This window comes from Lentilactobacillus otakiensis DSM 19908 = JCM 15040 (assembly GCF_001434145.1).
GTDB lineage: Bacteria > Bacillota > Bacilli > Lactobacillales > Lactobacillaceae > Lentilactobacillus > Lentilactobacillus otakiensis.
Genome location: NZ_AZED01000020.1, coordinates 1,545 through 18,605, shown reverse-complemented (window position 1 = coordinate 18,605; position 17,061 = coordinate 1,545). Strand labels below are relative to the sequence as shown.

Genomic DNA, 17,061 nt, shown 5'->3' with positions numbered 1-17,061 from the left:
AAACAAAGAAGCCCCTCATCAAAATTCCGAAAGCAAATTTTGCTGGAAGCTTACTCGATAAATCCAAAGCTATTTTAAAGTTTATGCAGATTGATGTATGATCTCATGTCTTCAGGCAGGCGCGCTTCACAATGGATGTTTCTGTCAGCAAAGGGATCATAAAAAGTCATCTCGGCACAATGGAGCGCCTGTCTGGCCATTGAATGATCGTCCGGATTATACAGCCAGTCACCAATCAACGGGTGGCCAATTGTGTCCATATGAACCCGGATTTGGTGAGTCCGACCAGTATGCAACTGAACCCGCAGCAACGTTTGCTTAGCTAATCGACAAACTGTCCACGCTTCGGTCACCGACATTTTGCCGGTATCGGTCACTTGTCGCTTCACAAATGAATCTTCAGTCCGACCAATTGGCAGATAGATTTCAAAATGGGGACTGGAAATCCGGCCGGCGACAATCGCCAAATATGTCTTTTGAATTGTGCGGTCCTTCAGCTGTTTATCAAGAACGGAATGCGCAAAATGGTGCTTGGCAAAGATCACCAATCCGCTGGTGTCCTTGTCCAACCTGGTCACAATGTGAATTTTTTCATTTGCATAGCCACGTCGCTGATAATAGCCCTTCACCCGATTCACTAAAGAATCCTCGGAATAGTTGTGAGAAGGGACCGACGCAACACCAGCAGGCTTGTTGACTACCAAGAAGTTTGGATCCTCATGGACAATCTCAATTGGAACACTGGAAACACTCACATGATCATTTTCCGGCTCGGGCGGTAGCACAACTTTAACTGTGTCACCCGTCTGCAGCATCCGATTAACCAGTGATTGCTCCCCGTTTACCAAAGTCTCCCCGCCGTGATATTTAATCTTTTTCAAAAGTGTTCGCGTAATACCATAACTCATAATGAATGTCCGAACTTTAATCGGCGCTCTACCTGTATATTTCCACGTAAAATCAGTCATCTAAATTAACCTTGCCAATAAAGGAGTTGCTTACTCGACGCCAGAACTGGGTATGCCGATATTGGGCAAAAGCAATCCGTCGTTTGGAAATTCGGTACTCCACCGACTCAACGGCCTGGTTGGAGATAATCTGATGATCACACGTGAGAATTGTCCGATTGGAACTCTTCGGGACGATCTTGACCCATTCGTCAGGAGAAATAATCAGCGGTGAGCCCAAAGTTCTGAACACCCGGTTGTTAATTGAGGAAATCTCCGCCATTTGAATGGCGTTTAGTGTTGGATTGATGATTGCACCACCGACTGATTTGTTATAAGCAGTTGAGCCACTTGGAGTGGAAACGCAAAGTCCATCACCCCGGAAGCTTTCAAACAAGGTATCTTTGATGTAGACATCTGCAACCATTGAGCCACTGATCTGTTTAAGGGTCGACTCATTCAACGCCAGCCCATAATCTGACGGTCCGCCACTGACATAGTTGACGCGAATATCCAGCAGTGGGTAAGTGACACTCTGTCGATCATCATGTTCCAAACTATCTACCAGCTCGGAAACTTCATAATCCCGCCAATCGGTGTAAAATCCCAAATGACCGGTATGAATACCAACCAGCCGAATTCTGTCGCTAATATCTTGATAGTGATGAAATGCGGACAGAAGGGTCCCGTCGCCTCCGACAGAAATCACAATTTCCGGATTCAGCCCATCGATGCTTAAGTCAGGTGATTCTTTAATTTTTTTCTTGAGAGAAGTTGCGACAATATTCGACGACTCGCCAAGATTACTATAGATGGCTATTTTCATCAGACGACTTCCTTACATCTTTGTCTGGACCGTGTTTTTTGGTTTCTTGAAGTTCGTCGCGAATTTCCGACATTTCTTCGTCCAAATGGAAAGCTGCTTCCGCAGACCGTTCCAATCGACCTTTTAAATCATCAGGGAATTCACCTTGATACTTATAATTCAAAGAGTGTTCAACCGTGGCCCAGAAATTCATTGCCAAGGTTCTCACCTGAATCTCTGCTAAAATGACTTTTTCGCCATCAAGCATCTGAACCGGATATTCAAAGATAATATGATATGATCGATATCCACTCGGCTTCTTGTTATGAACGTAATCCCGTTCTTCAAGGATATTGATGTCAGTTCGTTTGCGTAACAAGTCAACGACCTGATAAATGTCTTCCACAAATTGACACATAATCCTGAGACCGGCAATATCTTCCATGTCTTCTTCAAGACGGTCTTCGGAAATGTGTCTTCTAACCATTTTTTCTTTAATACTGTCAACGGGTTTGACCCGACCGGTCACAAACTCGATTGGACTGCGACCATCAATTTTTAAAAACTGTGATCGAATGCCACGCAGTTTTACTTTTAATTCATCAACAGCTTGTTTGTAAGGAACTAAAAAGTCATCCCAATTCTCAACCAAGCTAACACTTCCAATCTGTTGCGCTCAAACGAACGCGCTATTGCTTCAAGATAAAATTCAATCAGACTTAATTTTACCATATTCATCAATCTTTCCCAATGAATCATGCACACTTCAAGCAAAATTGTTGTTTTTGTGTGAAAATTTGTTATTCTTAATGAAGAAAATAATTAGTATATTAATTTTGTTGTCGGTTACACATGGAGGGGCAATAATGGTACTTGAGATTTATTTATTCGTTGATCCACTTAATCGACATTGTTATGACGCCGAAAAAACGATTGAACGGATTTCACAAAAATTGAACAAACAGATCAGTGTCAGATTTGTTTCGATGCTGAACATCAAAATTTTGCACGACTTTTCAATGAACAAGGAACTCAGTCATCTCGATCACAATCTGCCTTACGATACAATTCTCGATTTCAAGGCAGCTTCATTCCAAGGTAAAAAATTTGGCCGACATTTCTTGATGGATCTACAAAAAGAGCTTTTAATTAATTCCGAACCATACTCAGATGCGTTAGTTTACAAGCTCGCTGAAAGAAACGGGTTGGACGTGGAGATGTTCAAAGAAGATCGTCGTTCCGATCTCGCAGAAAAAATGTTTCGTTGCGATCAGCGAGTGGTCCATGAGATGGATGTGACCAATCCATCAACGACTGTCCTGTTTAACTCAGATGTTGAAGACAGTGGCATTCGCATTAAAGACTTTGATTATAATTCATTGTTTGGCTTTTGTGCCAAGAGTCTCGGTTCTGCCGCTCACTTTGAGCAAGCCAGTAAGAAGCCATCGACCGTTCCGTATCCAAAACCAAACTTACGCTTTAACTAATTTAAGCAATTCAAAAATACAGGTGTTTGGGAAATTCCCAGGCACCTGTATTTTTATCTTATTTGTTATACAAACGCTCAAACTCATCTAGTCGTTCTTCAAAAATCTGGAACGCCTTTTCAAGATACTCTGGTTTAGTCATGTCAACCCCAGCCTTTTTCATAATGTTAGTTGGTGTATCTGAACTACCAGATTTTAAGTAATTCAGATATTTGTCAACATTGGACTGATCACCATTGACAATGCCGTCAGCCAAAGTTGAAGCTGCAGCAAAGCCGGTTGAATATTGGTAAACATAGAAATTGTAATAGAAATGTGGAATTCTGGACCACTCAAGACCAATCTGTGGATCTGAAATAACCGCATCCCCATAATATTTCTTGTTCAAGTCTCGATAATAATTGTCCATGAAGTTAGCAGTCAACGGCTGTCCCTTAGCGTCTTGTTCATGAATATACTGCTCAAACTCAGCAAACTGAGTCTGACGGAAAACAGTTCCTTTGAAGCCATCAAGATAGTAATTCAAAATAAACTTCTTCATCTCATCATCATCTTTGAACTTATTCAAAAGATAATCAGTCAAAATATTTTCATTGGTTGTCGAAGCGATTTCGGCCACAAAAATTGAGTAATCCCCGTATTGATATGGCTGATTGTGATGAGAGTAATAGCTATGCATACTATGCCCGGTTTCATGGATCAATGTGTACAGATTATCCAGGTTATCTTTCCAATTCAGTAAGATGTATGGATTGGTGTCATAAGTGCCTGATGAATAACCGCCGCTGCGCTTGAATTGATTCTCAACAACATCAATCCAGCGACCGTTAAATTCTTCCTTCACATGGCTGACATAGTCAGGACCCATCACTTGTAAAGCCTCCAAAGCAATTTTCTTGGACTGTTCAAAGGTATATTGGGGTGAATTCTTGCCAACCAGTGAAGTATACATATCATACATATGAAGTTCATCGAGGCCTAAAATTTTCTTTCGCAATGCAACGTATCGGTGCAACAAGTCCAGATGTTCATTAACCACTTGGATCAGATTATTGTAAACATCAGTTGGAACTTCGTTGGCGGCCAGAGCAGCCTCTAAGGCGTTATCGTAATGCCGGATGTTTGCCTTAAAATTATGATTCTTAACATTGGTTGTCAAAGTGGATGCGAGTGTGTGTTGGAACTGATTGTAGACTTGATACAATTTTTCAAACGCTTCTTTGCGGACACTTTGATTAGTGGATTCAAGCAAAATACCATAAACACCCTGTGACAGTTTCACTTTGTTGCCATTTTCATCGGTGACCACTGGGAATGACAGGTCAGTATTATCTAAAATGCCAAAGGTCTTCTCACCAGATGAGAAGATGTCTCCCGCACCTGCCAGCACTTCTTCGACATCGTTGCTCAAGATATGATCTCGGCGTTCGAATGTTTGATCAAAAAAACGTTTGTATTCAGCCAACTTGGGTTCATCCTGATAAAACTGGGTCATTTTAGCATCGGAAATCTTTAATAGTTCAGGTTCAAACCAAGCTGTGGCGGCTCCAAACCGAGCGGCTAGTGACTCCGAACGGGAATACATCGCTTGGTATTTGTCTTCGCTGGTATCCTGGTCGTTCTTGAGTTGAGAATAAACATAGGCTTTTTCCAACTTACGGCTCAAATTCATCAAGCTTTCCGTTGCGGTTAAAAGAGATTGAGCATCCTTTTCAATCGTTCCGGCCAACTTGGCAAACTTTTTTGACCCAGCCTGAACTTCAGCAAAATCGGCTTCAAATCCTTCATCTGAAGAATATATTGTCGTGAGGTCCCAAGTTAATTCTTCTGGCACTTCTTTTCTAAGAGGCAATTCTTGTGTTTTCGACATAACGTCCTCCTTCAAATCCTTAGTTAATAATAGGTTAGCACACCACGGGCTTGGCAGTCATGATATATTGTCTTTTTTGATCATAACTGGCAAACCAAATTGGCTGTTTGATGATTTGAACGCCGGAAATTGTATGTCGCAAGTAGCCGGTTGCCCGCAGACTAAAGATAAAACTAGTGAATTCCATTTGAAAGAAGCGCACATAATCATCCACTTGCGCAAATTGCTGACCAAAGAGCTGCACCGACTGCTTAAAAAGTTGATTTAGTTGTTGATTGGATACTTCCCCAGACCCGCCTGAGAAGAGCTGCAAGACAATCCACACTCGCCAACATAAAGCCGACCTCCGAAAAATCGGCAGTCCTTCCCCACTCTTGCCATGACAAACGATTGGGCAGCCGACAAAAACTTTTCCTTGTTGGTAGCAGGCGGTTACCATGTCGAGATAAGTCGTATTTTTCATAACGATACTTCGTTGAATCCGCTTGAGTTGATTGAGAAGTAACACCTTTGCCCGTTGGTTGGAACAGTTTGAAGTTTGCCGTGGGGGCTGTCCCACAAACCTTTGCAGCTCACTCAAGGTTTCAAAGAGTCTGACGCTACTGGTTAGCTTCCCGGCGATCTCCCGTATTTGAAAGTCAATCCGAAACTGCTGATTTTTTGCCGAATAATAAATGATGTAAAATCCAAGTTTCGCCTCAAACCGAGCAAATTTGGCAACCCCGTCTAATCGTTTGGCAGCAGTTAAATGACGATCTCCGAGAATCCACAAAACATCAATGCCAAGTTGTTTGTAATTCGTCGTTCTTCGGGACATTTCGGCAAATGAGATTGGACTGCATTGGTACTCAAGAATCAAATTTTGGTTAGGCAAATAAACATCGGCCCGCTGCTGAATTTCAGGCAGATTATATTCTAAAACCGCTACCTGCCCCATTGCTTCAAGTCCGTGTTTAAAAGCCAGCTTACCTTCCAAGTGAGCCTGACTTTCATTCTCACTGAAACTGCTGCAAATTGCATTGGTTTTATGGCTAAAATGGGGAATTCGGTATTGTCCATGCTTAAAAATAACCAGCTCATGGCAGCATGGGCAGGTTAAATCGTACTTAGAAATTTGAACTTTCTTCAATTCAGCTGCATTAATTAATTGGTTATCTTTCATTGCTATCAGCATTTCATCACCTTCTGTCTGTTAATTACGGAAAAAAGGTAAATTATTTCCCAGAAGTTAAAAATATCCTTACGTTTTGACCAGAACGTCGGTATTACTACCATTCTGCTGATATTTGTTTATAATTATGAGTAAATCATTCCGGCTGGGGGTTTAACATGCTGAAAAACTTACTAAAGTACATCCAAGAAGAACACGTGGCAGAGCAGCTGTATCATAGCTTAATTGGTATTGAAATTGAGGAACATCGGATTGATAATCACGGCAAACTAATCCGTCAACCGTACCCAACTAATTTGGGTTCCAGACGTTATCATCCATACTTGCAATCAGATTTTTCAGAATCAATGAATGAAATTATCACGGATCCCAATCCAAATATTGGCGGGGTCCTGGATCAACTGGATACGCTGCAGACTGTCTTGTATCGTTCGATCGACAAGTCAGAATCATTCTGGCCGCTCAGCATGCCGCCCGCACTGGATGATGAAGATGTCAACTTCATAAAGAACCATTTTGGTCGGCCGGCATATGCCAAGTATCGTGATTATTTGACCGAAAAATACGGTGTTGCCAGAAAAATCATCACTGGCGTCCACGTCAACTTCAGCATCCCTGAACCCGTCATTAACCGACTCTATGTTCACTACCAGGATCAATTCAAAACGTTGGTGGCTTTCAAAAATGCATTATACTTTCAATTAGCTCAAAATTTTGTTCTTCATCGTTGGCTGTTAACTTATCTATTTGGTGCCAGCCCAATTGCTGAAAAAGGATTCTTATCAGCTGAAGATGCCAAACAGGTGACCCATCCGGTTAGAAGTCTTCGAAACAGCATTTACGGTTATGTCAATGAGCCCGAAGACCATGTCGACACCACTCTTTATACGAGTCTGGATCACTACATCGATGGCCTCAACTACGCCGTTGATCATCACCAGCTCTACTCAAAAGCTGAGTTTTATGGACCGGTGCGGTTACGTGGCCAAGAAGAAATCAAAGATTATCGGACCAAAGGAATTTCCTACTTGGAATTTCGGGTACTCGACAATACGCCATTCACCCCTAACGGTATCAGCCGCCACGCGATGTACTTCCTGAAGTTCTTCTTGATGTATCTTCTGGTCACACCAATTGATCATGAAAATATTGCAGATGATTTAAAAAAGTCCTTCGCTGAGAATAATCAAGTTGCACTCGAAAATCCAGATCAACCCACATTTAAAATGACTGAAGGCATCAAAATCTTTGATGAACTCATTCAAATGGCCAAATCGCTTCACGCCCATTCTGAGCAGCTCCAAGCACTTGATGACTTTAGCGAAGTGGTTTCACACCCTGAGCTCACGGCATCAGCCATGCTGCTGAAACACATCAAGAATAATAGCCTGATGGATTTTGGAACAACAGTTGCCAAGCGTTGGCGTGCTCAGCGATTAGGTGCCCCCACCCTCTTACCGTCAATGGGTAATATTTCTTTTGATGCGCAACGACTAATTTTTCATGCAATCCAACTGGGAATTCGTTATTACGTCGTCAAGGATGAAGATGGCGAATCATTGATCACACTGACTTATGACAATGTCACCCAAGTTGTTTACACGGATAAGGTCGGCAAAGTGGAACCACTTGAGTACTTATATGATTTGTTCCCAGGGATTAAGAAGGCTGCCGAACAAGATAATCATTAAATTTTGGAAAAATCGAAAAGACAAGCACTGACTTTCACAAATATGTGAAAATTAGTGCTTGTCTTTTTTGATGCTTCTCTGTTATTTGGCAGAAACGTGTTTCGACGGCCGGCTGAATGCCTGCCTAGCCTACCTGGTGATGACCCTGACCCCGGGTCTCGTCACACTCTATAGTTTAAACATCACATCAAACACCGTCCCTTTAGGGTGGTTATCCTTCACGGTGATCGTCCCAGCATGTTGCTGGACAATCCATTTGGCAATCGCTAAGCCAAGTCCGTTACCACCGGTTTTAGAGTTCCGTGATTTATCCGAACGGTAGAATCGTTCAAAGATCCGTTTCTTATCCGCGTCGGAAATTCCGGTTCCAGTGTCTCGAACCTCAATCGTTAACCGGTCACGATTAAGCGATGTGACCACCGTTACAGTTCCGCCAGCCGGCGTGTATTTGATCGCATTATCCAATAAAATAATCAGCAGTTGTCGGATTAAGTCCTTATCCAAATGACCTTTACCAACGGCCTTAAGCACCGTCACCATAGACTTGTGCTGGCTGGCAGCAATATCATCATATGGTTTAAGAATTTGACTAAACCACGGTTTGAGATCAACTTCCTGTTTGTTAATCTCAATCGTTCCGGAATCCGATCGTGCCAGCATTAATAGTCGATTAGTTAATGTCTGTAAATGCCGAACTTCATCTAGGGAAGTCGAAATTGGATCAACCTGATCAATGACCTTGGTTTTGGGTTTGGTAAGCATATATTCCATTTGATTTTGAATCACTGTCAATGGCGTCCGCAATTCGTGAGCAGCGTTGGCACTAAACTGTCGCTGCCGTTTCCAGGCTTGCATAATTGGCCGCATGCTGGATCGTGATAGGAAATAAGCAATCGCAATCGCGACGATCCAGAAGAAGAACAGCGTAATCAGCAGCGAGCGCTTAAAACTGTTAACCGCCATCAAGTCAGTGTCAATATTTTCCAGAATTAAAACGTAATTACCCGCATAAATTGGGTTGGAATTCGACTTAGGCACCTTAATCAACAGGGTCCGGAAATAATGCAGTGTATTGTCAGTTGACATCAGGGTAACTTCACGAACCTTGTTAACTTCAGACTTCTCTAATTCCGTATTGATAAATAAATTATAAATCCGGTTTCCAAGCATCTGGGCATTGATAATTTGACCCTTCTTGTTGAACACCAGGATGTTTGTTCGAAATGGCGTATCACCATTATTTGGCTTCGCTGGGACAGGTGTTTGCCCATTATTGCCACCGGTCCGGAATTGAGGTGCTTTGCGATTACTGAGCACATTTTGCTTCTGAGTGACCAGGCCCTGGTCAATATTTTTATAAATTGATTGATGAAAGAAGAAGAAAACAACTAAGCCAAGTACAGCAAACAGCAGCGCGAACCCCACCAATTCTTTCAGGAAAAGGCTTAACTGCTGTTTTTGCTGCGGATCACTTTTTTTCAATCCGATTCCTCCGTTTCAAACATATAACCAACGTTCCGTAAGGTTCTAATTGGCTGAAGCGATGACGCTTGTTTCAACTTCTTTCGTAAATTGCTCATGTAAACTTCGACCACTGAGATGGCCGTCTCAGATTCAAATCCCCACAGTCGGTCGAAAATTTGATCTTTGGTAATAATCGTATCTGGGTTCTGAATAAAGTACACCAGCAAGTCAAATTCTTTACCGTTCAGCGCCAACTCTTTGCCGTTGACTTCGACAATCCGATTGCTCAAGTTCACTTTAAAAGGCCCAACGGACAGTGTATTGTCATCCCCAAGACGCCCGCTGCGTTTTAATAAAGCTTTGACCCGCATCAACAATTCCTCACGGTGAAAAGGTTTGGTTAGATAATCATCGGCGCCTAATTCAAAGCCGTGAACCTTGTCATCCAAAGTATCCTTGGCTGTCAAAATCAGCACTGGCATGCTCAAATGATCTTCTGCCCGCCAGTGTTTCAAAATATCGTAACCGCTGACTTGTGGCAGCATCAGGTCCAAAACAACCAGATCATAAATTCCTTCCTGACCCAGCATTTGTCCTTCAAAGCCGTCATGAGAAACGGTCGTCTGGGCGATTTCACCGAGGAACAACTGCAGGCTCTTCGCCAAGTCTTCGTCATCTTCAATTATTAGTATATGAAGTTCTTTCATCAAATATTCTCCTTTTATCTGCTGACATTAAATTAAAGGTTTTTGGGCGTTCCGTCAACTAAGTTATTCATAACTTATCATAAATCAAAAGTTTTAAGCTTGTTTTATGGTTAACCAGATAAACTCATTTCATCAATTCAAAAAGGAGTGACGCATCCATCACAAGTACAAAGCAATTATTGAAATTTGGAATCACTGGTTTCATGAACACATTATTAACTTATGTCATTTACTTACTATTGCTGCATCCAACCAACGCGACCATTGCCATGGCGATCGGGTATGGGATTACCTCTCTGCTTGGGTTGTCATTGAATAACCGCTGGGTATTTCAGACAGGCACTTCGGCTAAATCAATCGCCTGGAAATATTATGCGACTTATATTTTCACTTGGTTAATCAGCGTCCTTTTCGCACACTTTGCCAGTGGTTGGCCATTAATTGACAGTCGCTTAATTCCAATCATTAGTCTCATAATCACCGTACCCACCAATTTTTTACTTTCAAAGTTTTGGGTATTCAACAAACATAACTTAAGGGAGGTCCGCCGCTATGGCAGCCAATAATCAATCGATCGAAAATACCCAAAATTATCAACAACGCAGATTCAGGTTTGACTGGATCCTAGGCGTCATTTTAGTCCTCGCTTTATTCCTTTATGGCTGGCAAATTTGGAAGGCCGGTTCCGCAAATGCCTTTTATACAGCCGCCATTAAAAGTATGACTGAAAGTTTCCATAACTTCTGGTACGGCAGTTTTGACCCTGCCGGCTACATCACAGTCGATAAGCCACCGGTTGCACTCTGGTTCATGGCCATCAGTGCAAAAATATTTGGTGTTCATGGCTGGAGTGTCGTCTTACCGTCGGTACTTTTCGGTGTTGGATCAGTCTATCTAATGTACCGATTAGTTCAGCCATATTTTGGAAAAAATGCAGCCCGCTTGAGTGCCTTGGCATTGACTCTGACACCAATTGTGGTCGCGGATTCACGAACTAATAACATGGATGCCACATTGGTTTTCTTCCTAATGTTGGCACTTTACTTCCTCGAGAAGTCAATCGGCAGTAGAAAAATCTGGTCACTACTGATTAGTTTCGGCTTAATCGGAATTGCATTTAATGTCAAAATGCTGCAGGCCTTTATGATCCTGCCAGCTATGTATTTATTTTATTGGTTGGCGGCCAACGAAACATGGAAAAGAAAAATTACCAAGCTGACCTTCGCAACCGTTTCGCTACTGGTCTTCACTTTGGCATACCCAATCTCAGTCGATATGACCCCTGCCAGCAGCCGGCCGTATGTTGGCGGTTCTGAAACCAACTCGTTACTGGAACTGGCATTTGGCTACAACGGTAGTGAACGACTGCTGGGCCAAACCACCGGTACGGGTGGGACGTTCGGCGCCGGAATGAATAGTAAAACCCAAAACAAAAAAGGCGGCGGCATGCCTGGTGGTGGTAAAGCACCAACCGGTATGAAGCAAAACGGCAAAACCGGGACCCCTCCTGGCGGCAAACAAATGAAGGGCCAACCAAACGGAGGCGGTAAAGGCGGTCCCGGAAAGATGGGTAATGGCGGTGGCGGAGGCGGTGCCTTCAATATCGGCACTGCTGGTCCATTCAGGCTATTCCAATCCGCTCTTGGGCCAGAGGTCAGTTGGCTGTTGCCATTTGCTCTATTTGGTTTGATCGGTGGGCTTGTCTTCTTCAGAGATCGTCGAAAACGCTGGTTCAGACTTTCCACTCAACAAAAGCAATTAATCTTGTGGACAAGCTGGCTGATTCCCGTCTATGGTTTCTTCAGTATCGCGAGTTTCTTCCATCCCTATTACATGATCATGCTGGCACCACCGATCGCAGCGCTGTTTGGAACTGGTGTCACCTCACTAGTCGGCCTGTTTAAAAACAATTTACGGACTAGCTGGAAATTCTATCTGCTCCCTGCTGCAATCATTGCAACAGCGGCTCTCCAATCCTGGTACGTTTATAGTTATTATCCATGGCTGACCTGGATCATTTTAATTGCAGCAATTGGTTTTTCGATCGGGTTGGCAATTTTGCCCCGTGGAAAAGCATTCCAAGCATTATTAGTTGGTGGCATTCTGTCAATCATGGCTGCGCCTGCTTGGTGGTCATTAACACCAACAATTGCCGCAGAGTCAGCAATGATTCCAACCGCTGGGCCTTCCCTGCTGACTTCATCAAGCAGTGGTATGCCTGGTGGCGGTGGCGGAATGGGCAACGATTCAGTCAACACCAAGCTGCTCAATTACCTTGAAAAGAACCAAGGCAACGCCAAATATCTGTTTGCGACTAGTGACTCGACAACGGCCGCCCCGTATATCATTAAAACCGGTGAGGCCGTGATGGCCATGGGTGGTTTTAACGGAACTGATCCGGCAATTACCCTTTTACAATTTAAGAAATTAGTGAAGAATGGCGATCTGAAATACTTCTACTACTCAGGAAAATCTGGTAACACCAAGATTATTAATTGGATCAAAAAGCATGCTACTAAAGTTAAGACAAGTCTGTATCAATCTGCTAACAGTACCAGTTCTCAAACTGGTATGGGCGGTCCAGGAATGACTTCATCAACTAAATCGACCAAGAGCAGAGTGCCAACCGGCAAAGCCTCAAACGGTAAAGCACCAGCTGGTAAGGGACGTCCAAATAGCAAGCCTGGATCCAAGCCATCGATGGGTAGCAAATCCAAGATGAAACCTAACAAAACAACAAGCAAGACACCTTCTAAGTCTACTCGTAAGTCGAGTCAAGGAGGAAGCATGCAACTGCCTGGTGGCATGGGTTCATCCGGCGTTCTGTATGACTTATCGTCAATTTATAAATAAAAGGAGGTCACACAATGGATAAACACCGAGAATTAATTTCAATCGTGCTCCCCGTTTACAATGAAGAACCGGGAATTGAAACGACCATCGATACTTTGGAAAAGTTCGCTGCCAACCAGCCACAAAATTTTGAATTCATTTTTGTTGACGACGGCTCGACGGATAAGAGTGCCAAACTGATTCAGGATAATCAAGCCTACCACCAAAATATCCGGTTGGTAGAATTTTCACGAAATTTTGGCCATCAATTAGCAATTACCGCTGGTATCAGGTACACCCAAGGCGATGCAGTCGTCGTAATGGATGCAGATCTGCAGGATCCACCGGCAGTTATCGTTGAGATGATCGCTAAATGGCATCAAGGATATGATGTGGTTTATGGCAAACGACTTTCTCGAGACGGCGAAAGTATTTTCAAGAAAGCCACGGCAGCTCTTTTTTACCGAGGTCTCAAGCACATCACAAATATCAATATTCCGTTGGATACCGGTGATTTTCGATTGATGGACAAACAAGTTGTTTATCAACTTCGGCAAATGAATGAAGCCGATCCGTTTGTCCGCGGCATGGTTAGTTGGGTCGGCTTCAAGCAAACCGATGTGACCTATGAACGCCAAGAGCGGATTGCCGGCACTTCCAAATACCCACTTCGGAAAATGATTCGACTGGCCATGGACGGTGTCACCTCATTTTCCTCATTTCCACTACAACTTGCCAACTGGCTCGGAACTTTCTCAATTATCTTTGGGATTGGTTACTTGATTGCCTCACTGTTCACCACGATGGACACGATCCACTTCGCTGTCTTCGCCCTATTCTTAATGGTCGGCATCACCCTGTTGACCATCGGAATGTTGGGGTCTTATCTTTACAGGGTCTTTGAGGCTTCAAGGAGGCGTCCACTGTACATTGTTGCAAAGACGGTGGGGTTTCGTACCACACGAGATCAGGAAAGTCAGAAGACGTATTATAGAACAACGATCAAGGGACGTGCGTTCCAACAATAAATCCAAATAAACAACACAAAAACGGCAGCCATCATCAGATGGCTGCCGTTTTGCGTTCATTCAAGTCTATTTAAAGTAGTACCTGCTCAACTCTAATGCGCTGTTCTCCATTAGATGTTGCCCATATTCGTTCAACACTTCTTCAGTAACGGCGGTCTTCTTGCCATATTCATTGGCAATTGCCACTTCGTCACTTACAACCATGTCAACGGGGTCGTTGCTGAACAGTTCCAGCTTCAAGTAGTATTTCCCTTCGTACAAGTACAAATCGGATGTTCCATTTTCAAGTCGCAATGCCTTAGCGAGCGACACAAAATCATCTAATTGGTCGAACTCCAGAATCACAGTTCGCTTTTGATGACCAAATTCATCGTTGGTTTTCTTATCACTAACAGGTTGTGTCTTATTATTATCGGCATGTTCAGCGATATATTTAGAAACCCGATCACGTTTTTCAGGCTGCTCTGAATCAGAGTTACCTGAATCGAACATATCGTTATCAGACATATCTACATCCTTACTGATAAATAATTCCAATCCATTTTGGTTTGGAAGAACTTGGAAAGTGACGGCATCGTTATTTTGAAATTGATGGTCTTTGTCGACTTCTTCCAGAATACTGTAGAAGAAGCTCTCAATTTGCTTGTGGTTGCCGAGTAAATCCAAAACGGTAATCCCGCGCTTATCAAGATCATCATTACCAATCAGTACACGAATCGTATTCTCGTTAATTCGTTCCATTTCCATATTTAGCCACCCCTTTCAATATCTGAGGGTAATTAATAATAACATTGTATCATATTATTGTCTAAGTAAATAATACGGCTAAACATAGATATTAACAAGCAATTAAGATTGTGCACTTATAATGCTCTTCTGACCATTTGCTCCAACTCACATTTACGCGTTTTGCGAGGCATGAAGCAACGAATCTCATCTTCGTTAAATCCAAATTCAATTCTTTTGGGATCCAGCAAAATTGGACGTCGAATGAGTTCTGGATGGGCAGCCAATAAAGAAATAACTTGGCTGATGGTCATTGAGCTCATTTTTGATTTGTATTGTTCGTATAGGAATGATCGCGTCGAAATCACATCGTCGGTTCCGCCCTCTGATAACATCAGAATTTGTTTGAGTTCTGTTTCAGAAAGTGGTTTGGCAAAAATGTTGCGTTCCACAAAATCGACCTCGTGATCGATGAGCCACTGCTTTGCTTTTCTGCAAGAAGTGCAGCTGGGTGTTGTTAATAAATTGACTGTCATAATATGATGCCTCCTAATAATCATTTGATGCTTTGATTATATCGGAGATTGTTATATAAATCATAAGATTCACAGAATAGACTAACAAAGACCTAACTTTGGTCAAATTTAGCCTAGATATCCACAGAAATATGCTTCTGAGCGACTAAAATCTGCATATCATCTCCTGCTGTAGTTTGAGCTTCCACCTTCAACCGATCCAAATTTCCTTCTGCCGGCAGATGAGTAAGCAACAGTCGGCGAGCATGACCATCATGGGCCAACTGCCCTGATTCGGTAGATGTCATGTGCCACTTTTGGCCGGTCTTGTCAGCGAAGAAATTCGTATCAGTCATCAACAGGTCGGCATTCTTTACGAAGTCGGTCAGTTCTGGAAAGTATGCAGTATCAGCCGTAAACACCAACACCTTTCCGGTCGACATTTCTTGAATTCGCATTGCAAAAGCAGGAACTGGATGGTGAGTTTTGAAGAAGGTGATTTCAAATGGCCCAAGCTTGAGTGCTTTGTCAGGATCGTATGCAATTCCTTTAGTAGATTTGGGCCAATCCAAGCCTTTGAAACTTTCCATATCTAGGGTATGGCCATAGATGGGCAACACAGGCTCCGCATAGCGTTTCTCATGCAATTGCCAATAGTATTGCAGGACGCCAACATCAGCCGTGTGATCGTGGTGATAATGGCTTAGAATGACAGCGTTAAGTTTGAGTGGATCTGCGATTTCTTCCAAGCTCAAGAGTGCTCCGCTGCCGCAATCGATTAATAATTTAAAACCATCAGATTCTAGTAGGTAACTACTGGTCGCATGACCATGATCGGGATAGCCGCCAAGAAAACCAATAACTGTGAGTTTCAAAAGAATTCCTCCTCTTAGGTTAATACAGTTATATTTTACGCTAAATTGGGGTAAATGTTTGGTTCCGATATTGAAAGAAAGTATAATTAAAGTGTATATAGGAGGTGGGTCAAATGAACGAACAGATTGTGATTACATTTGGAAATGAAAAGATTTTAACAGAATTAAAGGCTGCGCATCCTGATCGTGATTTAATCATGTATCAGGCCCTGAGCCAACCTGGTGAGTTTATGCTACTGGATCACTCAGGAAAAGATTCGGTATTTAAGGCACCGGTGTTCTATGATATTTTAAGTCATAGCGGTGAAGACAAGTGGAACGGTTTTATCAGTTTCTCAACGTTAGATCTTAACTTTGATCAACAGAAGGTCTTTGATGCCCGAATTAACAAACTGCGCAGCGATGGTCTTCCTGACGGTATGCATTCCATTTATTCGCTCAATTATCATAAGGACATTAGTCAGCGAATTATCTTGGGAACTTGGAATGATTATTCCGACTTTGAAATTTGGAAGAACGGGTCCGATGAATTCATTCCAAAGGAGTATCGCGATTCACCAAACTTCTATTCACATGAAGCCTACTATACGCCAGCAACTCAAAAGAAAGCTGAACAATAGAAAGTAAATATCTTTATTAACAAAAAATCCTTTAATCAATGACTGATGTAAATCAAAATCATTGATTGAAGGATTCTTTTTTTTCTTAGGAAAATTCATTGTAAATAAAAACAAGCTACCGAGGTAACTTGTACATTTCGATGTTCCACCGGTTCGTACGAGACTCGAACTCGTGATCTCCTGCGTGACAGGCAGGCGTCCTAACCAGCTAGACCAACGAACCAAAATTGCGGGAGCTGGGTTTGAACCAACGACCTTCGGGTTATGAGCCCGACGAGCTACCAGACTGCTCCATCCCGCGATAATATAATAAATCCTTCTTG

Annotated in this window: 16 protein-coding genes and 2 tRNA genes; 6 read left to right on the top strand and 12 right to left on the bottom strand. The window is 42.7% G+C overall.

The window, feature by feature from the left end; translation table 11 throughout:
• Positions 1–74 precede the first annotated feature (74 nt).
• Genes FD05_RS10920 through yjbM form a run of 3 tightly spaced genes read right to left on the bottom strand, consistent with a single transcriptional unit; the run spans position 75 to position 2,404 of the window.
• On the bottom strand, positions 75–968 hold the full coding sequence (locus FD05_RS10920) for an RluA family pseudouridine synthase (protein ID WP_039933238.1): 894 nt from the start codon (positions 966–968) through the stop codon (positions 75–77).
• Positions 961–1,773, bottom strand: coding sequence for an NAD kinase (locus tag FD05_RS10915; RefSeq protein WP_020281834.1), 813 nt, complete (start codon positions 1,771–1,773; stop codon positions 961–963). Before FD05_RS10915 ends, FD05_RS10920 begins: the two co-directional genes overlap by 8 nt.
• Positions 1,754–2,404: a GTP diphosphokinase gene (yjbM, locus tag FD05_RS10910; protein WP_020281833.1), complete on the bottom strand. Its 651-nt coding sequence runs from the start codon at positions 2,402–2,404 to the stop codon at positions 1,754–1,756. Before yjbM ends, FD05_RS10915 begins: the two co-directional genes overlap by 20 nt.
• A gap of 214 nt (positions 2,405–2,618) precedes the next feature.
• Between yjbM and FD05_RS10905 the strand changes: the two genes are divergently transcribed.
• A complete protein-coding gene (locus tag FD05_RS10905; RefSeq protein ID WP_020281831.1) occupies positions 2,619–3,239 on the top strand; it encodes a DsbA family protein in 621 nt (206 codons plus the stop codon).
• Positions 3,240–3,297: 58 nt separating this feature from the next.
• Here the strand turns inward: FD05_RS10905 and pepF are convergent, their stop codons facing one another.
• Positions 3,298–5,109 (bottom strand): oligoendopeptidase F, encoded by a 1,812-nt coding sequence (gene pepF, locus FD05_RS10900; protein WP_020281830.1) that lies wholly within the window; start codon positions 5,107–5,109, stop codon positions 3,298–3,300.
• 34 nt (positions 5,110–5,143) lie between these two features.
• The gene (locus tag FD05_RS10895) at positions 5,144–6,283 is read right to left on the bottom strand and encodes a competence protein CoiA (protein WP_039933235.1); all 1,140 of its coding nucleotides are present in this window, start codon (positions 6,281–6,283) and stop codon (positions 5,144–5,146) included.
• A gap of 155 nt (positions 6,284–6,438) precedes the next feature.
• On the opposite strand from FD05_RS10895, the gene FD05_RS10890 reads away from it, so the two are divergent.
• Positions 6,439–7,971: a gamma-glutamylcysteine synthetase gene (locus tag FD05_RS10890; RefSeq protein ID WP_020281828.1), complete on the top strand. Its 1,533-nt coding sequence runs from the start codon at positions 6,439–6,441 to the stop codon at positions 7,969–7,971.
• 168 nt (positions 7,972–8,139) lie between these two features.
• On the opposite strand, the gene FD05_RS10885 is transcribed toward FD05_RS10890, so the two are convergent.
• Both FD05_RS10885 and FD05_RS10880 read right to left on the bottom strand, forming a co-directional pair.
• On the bottom strand, positions 8,140–9,453 hold the full coding sequence (locus FD05_RS10885; protein ID WP_020281827.1) for a sensor histidine kinase: 1,314 nt from the start codon (positions 9,451–9,453) through the stop codon (positions 8,140–8,142).
• A complete protein-coding gene (locus tag FD05_RS10880; protein WP_020281826.1) occupies positions 9,450–10,142 on the bottom strand; it encodes a response regulator transcription factor in 693 nt (230 codons plus the stop codon). The genes FD05_RS10885 and FD05_RS10880 overlap by 4 nt, the downstream gene beginning before the upstream one ends.
• 203 nt (positions 10,143–10,345) lie before the next feature.
• Here FD05_RS10880 and FD05_RS10875 point away from each other — a divergent pair, with 203 nt between their 5' ends.
• Genes FD05_RS10875 through FD05_RS10865 form a run of 3 tightly spaced genes read left to right on the top strand, consistent with a single transcriptional unit; the run spans position 10,346 to position 14,002 of the window.
• The gene (locus FD05_RS10875) at positions 10,346–10,708 is read left to right on the top strand and encodes a GtrA family protein (protein ID WP_235714315.1); all 363 of its coding nucleotides are present in this window, start codon (positions 10,346–10,348) and stop codon (positions 10,706–10,708) included.
• Positions 10,695–12,995, top strand: coding sequence for a glycosyltransferase family 39 protein (locus FD05_RS10870; RefSeq protein WP_020281825.1), 2,301 nt, complete (start codon positions 10,695–10,697; stop codon positions 12,993–12,995). Before FD05_RS10875 ends, FD05_RS10870 begins: the two co-directional genes overlap by 14 nt.
• 14 nt (positions 12,996–13,009) lie before the next feature.
• A complete protein-coding gene (locus FD05_RS10865; protein ID WP_020281824.1) occupies positions 13,010–14,002 on the top strand; it encodes a glycosyltransferase family 2 protein in 993 nt (330 codons plus the stop codon).
• 66 nt (positions 14,003–14,068) lie between these two features.
• On the opposite strand, the gene FD05_RS10860 is transcribed toward FD05_RS10865, so the two are convergent.
• The 3 genes from FD05_RS10860 to FD05_RS10850 all read right to left on the bottom strand — a co-directional run bounded on the left by FD05_RS10860 (position 14,069) and on the right by FD05_RS10850 (position 16,118).
• Positions 14,069–14,749 (bottom strand): adaptor protein MecA, encoded by a 681-nt coding sequence (locus FD05_RS10860; protein ID WP_020281823.1) that lies wholly within the window; start codon positions 14,747–14,749, stop codon positions 14,069–14,071.
• A gap of 116 nt (positions 14,750–14,865) precedes the next feature.
• Complete coding sequence (spx, locus tag FD05_RS10855) at positions 14,866–15,264, bottom strand: transcriptional regulator Spx (RefSeq protein ID WP_039933233.1); 399 nt, start codon at positions 15,262–15,264, stop codon at positions 14,866–14,868.
• Positions 15,265–15,377: 113 nt separating this feature from the next.
• Positions 15,378–16,118, bottom strand: coding sequence for an MBL fold metallo-hydrolase (locus FD05_RS10850; RefSeq protein WP_020281821.1), 741 nt, complete (start codon positions 16,116–16,118; stop codon positions 15,378–15,380).
• Positions 16,119–16,231: 113 nt separating this feature from the next.
• Between FD05_RS10850 and FD05_RS10845 the strand changes: the two genes are divergently transcribed.
• Entirely contained in the window at positions 16,232–16,738 is a 507-nt protein-coding gene (locus FD05_RS10845; RefSeq protein WP_020281820.1) for a hypothetical protein, read from the top strand.
• A gap of 149 nt (positions 16,739–16,887) precedes the next feature.
• Here the strand turns inward: FD05_RS10845 and FD05_RS10840 are convergent.
• Both FD05_RS10840 and FD05_RS10835 read right to left on the bottom strand, forming a co-directional pair.
• Positions 16,888–16,961 (bottom strand) — tRNA-Asp (locus FD05_RS10840).
• Between the two features lie 4 nt (positions 16,962–16,965).
• Positions 16,966–17,039: transfer RNA gene (locus FD05_RS10835), tRNA-Met, on the bottom strand.
• Positions 17,040–17,061: the final 22 nt, after the last annotated feature.

Bases quoted from the DNA above. Each gene is read 5' to 3' on its own strand.
- FD05_RS10880 (WP_020281826.1), bottom strand. From the start codon at position 10,142: ATGAAAGAACTTCATATACTAATAATTGAAGATGACGAAGACTTGGCG.
- pepF (WP_020281830.1), bottom strand. From the start codon at position 5,109: ATGTCGAAAACACAAGAATTGCCTCTTAGAAAAGAAGTGCCAGAAGAA.
- FD05_RS10860 (WP_020281823.1), bottom strand. From the start codon at position 14,749: ATGGAAATGGAACGAATTAACGAGAATACGATTCGTGTACTGATTGGT.
- FD05_RS10905 (WP_020281831.1), top strand. From the start codon at position 2,619: ATGGTACTTGAGATTTATTTATTCGTTGATCCACTTAATCGACATTGT.
- FD05_RS10895 (WP_039933235.1), bottom strand. From the start codon at position 6,283: ATGCTGATAGCAATGAAAGATAACCAATTAATTAATGCAGCTGAATTG.
- FD05_RS10870 (WP_020281825.1), top strand. From the start codon at position 10,695: ATGGCAGCCAATAATCAATCGATCGAAAATACCCAAAATTATCAACAA.
- FD05_RS10915 (WP_020281834.1), bottom strand. From the start codon at position 1,773: ATGAAAATAGCCATCTATAGTAATCTTGGCGAGTCGTCGAATATTGTC.
- FD05_RS10865 (WP_020281824.1), top strand. From the start codon at position 13,010: ATGGATAAACACCGAGAATTAATTTCAATCGTGCTCCCCGTTTACAAT.
- FD05_RS10845 (WP_020281820.1), top strand. From the start codon at position 16,232: ATGAACGAACAGATTGTGATTACATTTGGAAATGAAAAGATTTTAACA.
- FD05_RS10875 (WP_235714315.1), top strand. From the start codon at position 10,346: ATGAACACATTATTAACTTATGTCATTTACTTACTATTGCTGCATCCA.
- FD05_RS10920 (WP_039933238.1), bottom strand. From the start codon at position 968: ATGACTGATTTTACGTGGAAATATACAGGTAGAGCGCCGATTAAAGTT.
- spx (WP_039933233.1), bottom strand. From the start codon at position 15,264: ATGACAGTCAATTTATTAACAACACCCAGCTGCACTTCTTGCAGAAAA.
- FD05_RS10890 (WP_020281828.1), top strand. From the start codon at position 6,439: ATGCTGAAAAACTTACTAAAGTACATCCAAGAAGAACACGTGGCAGAG.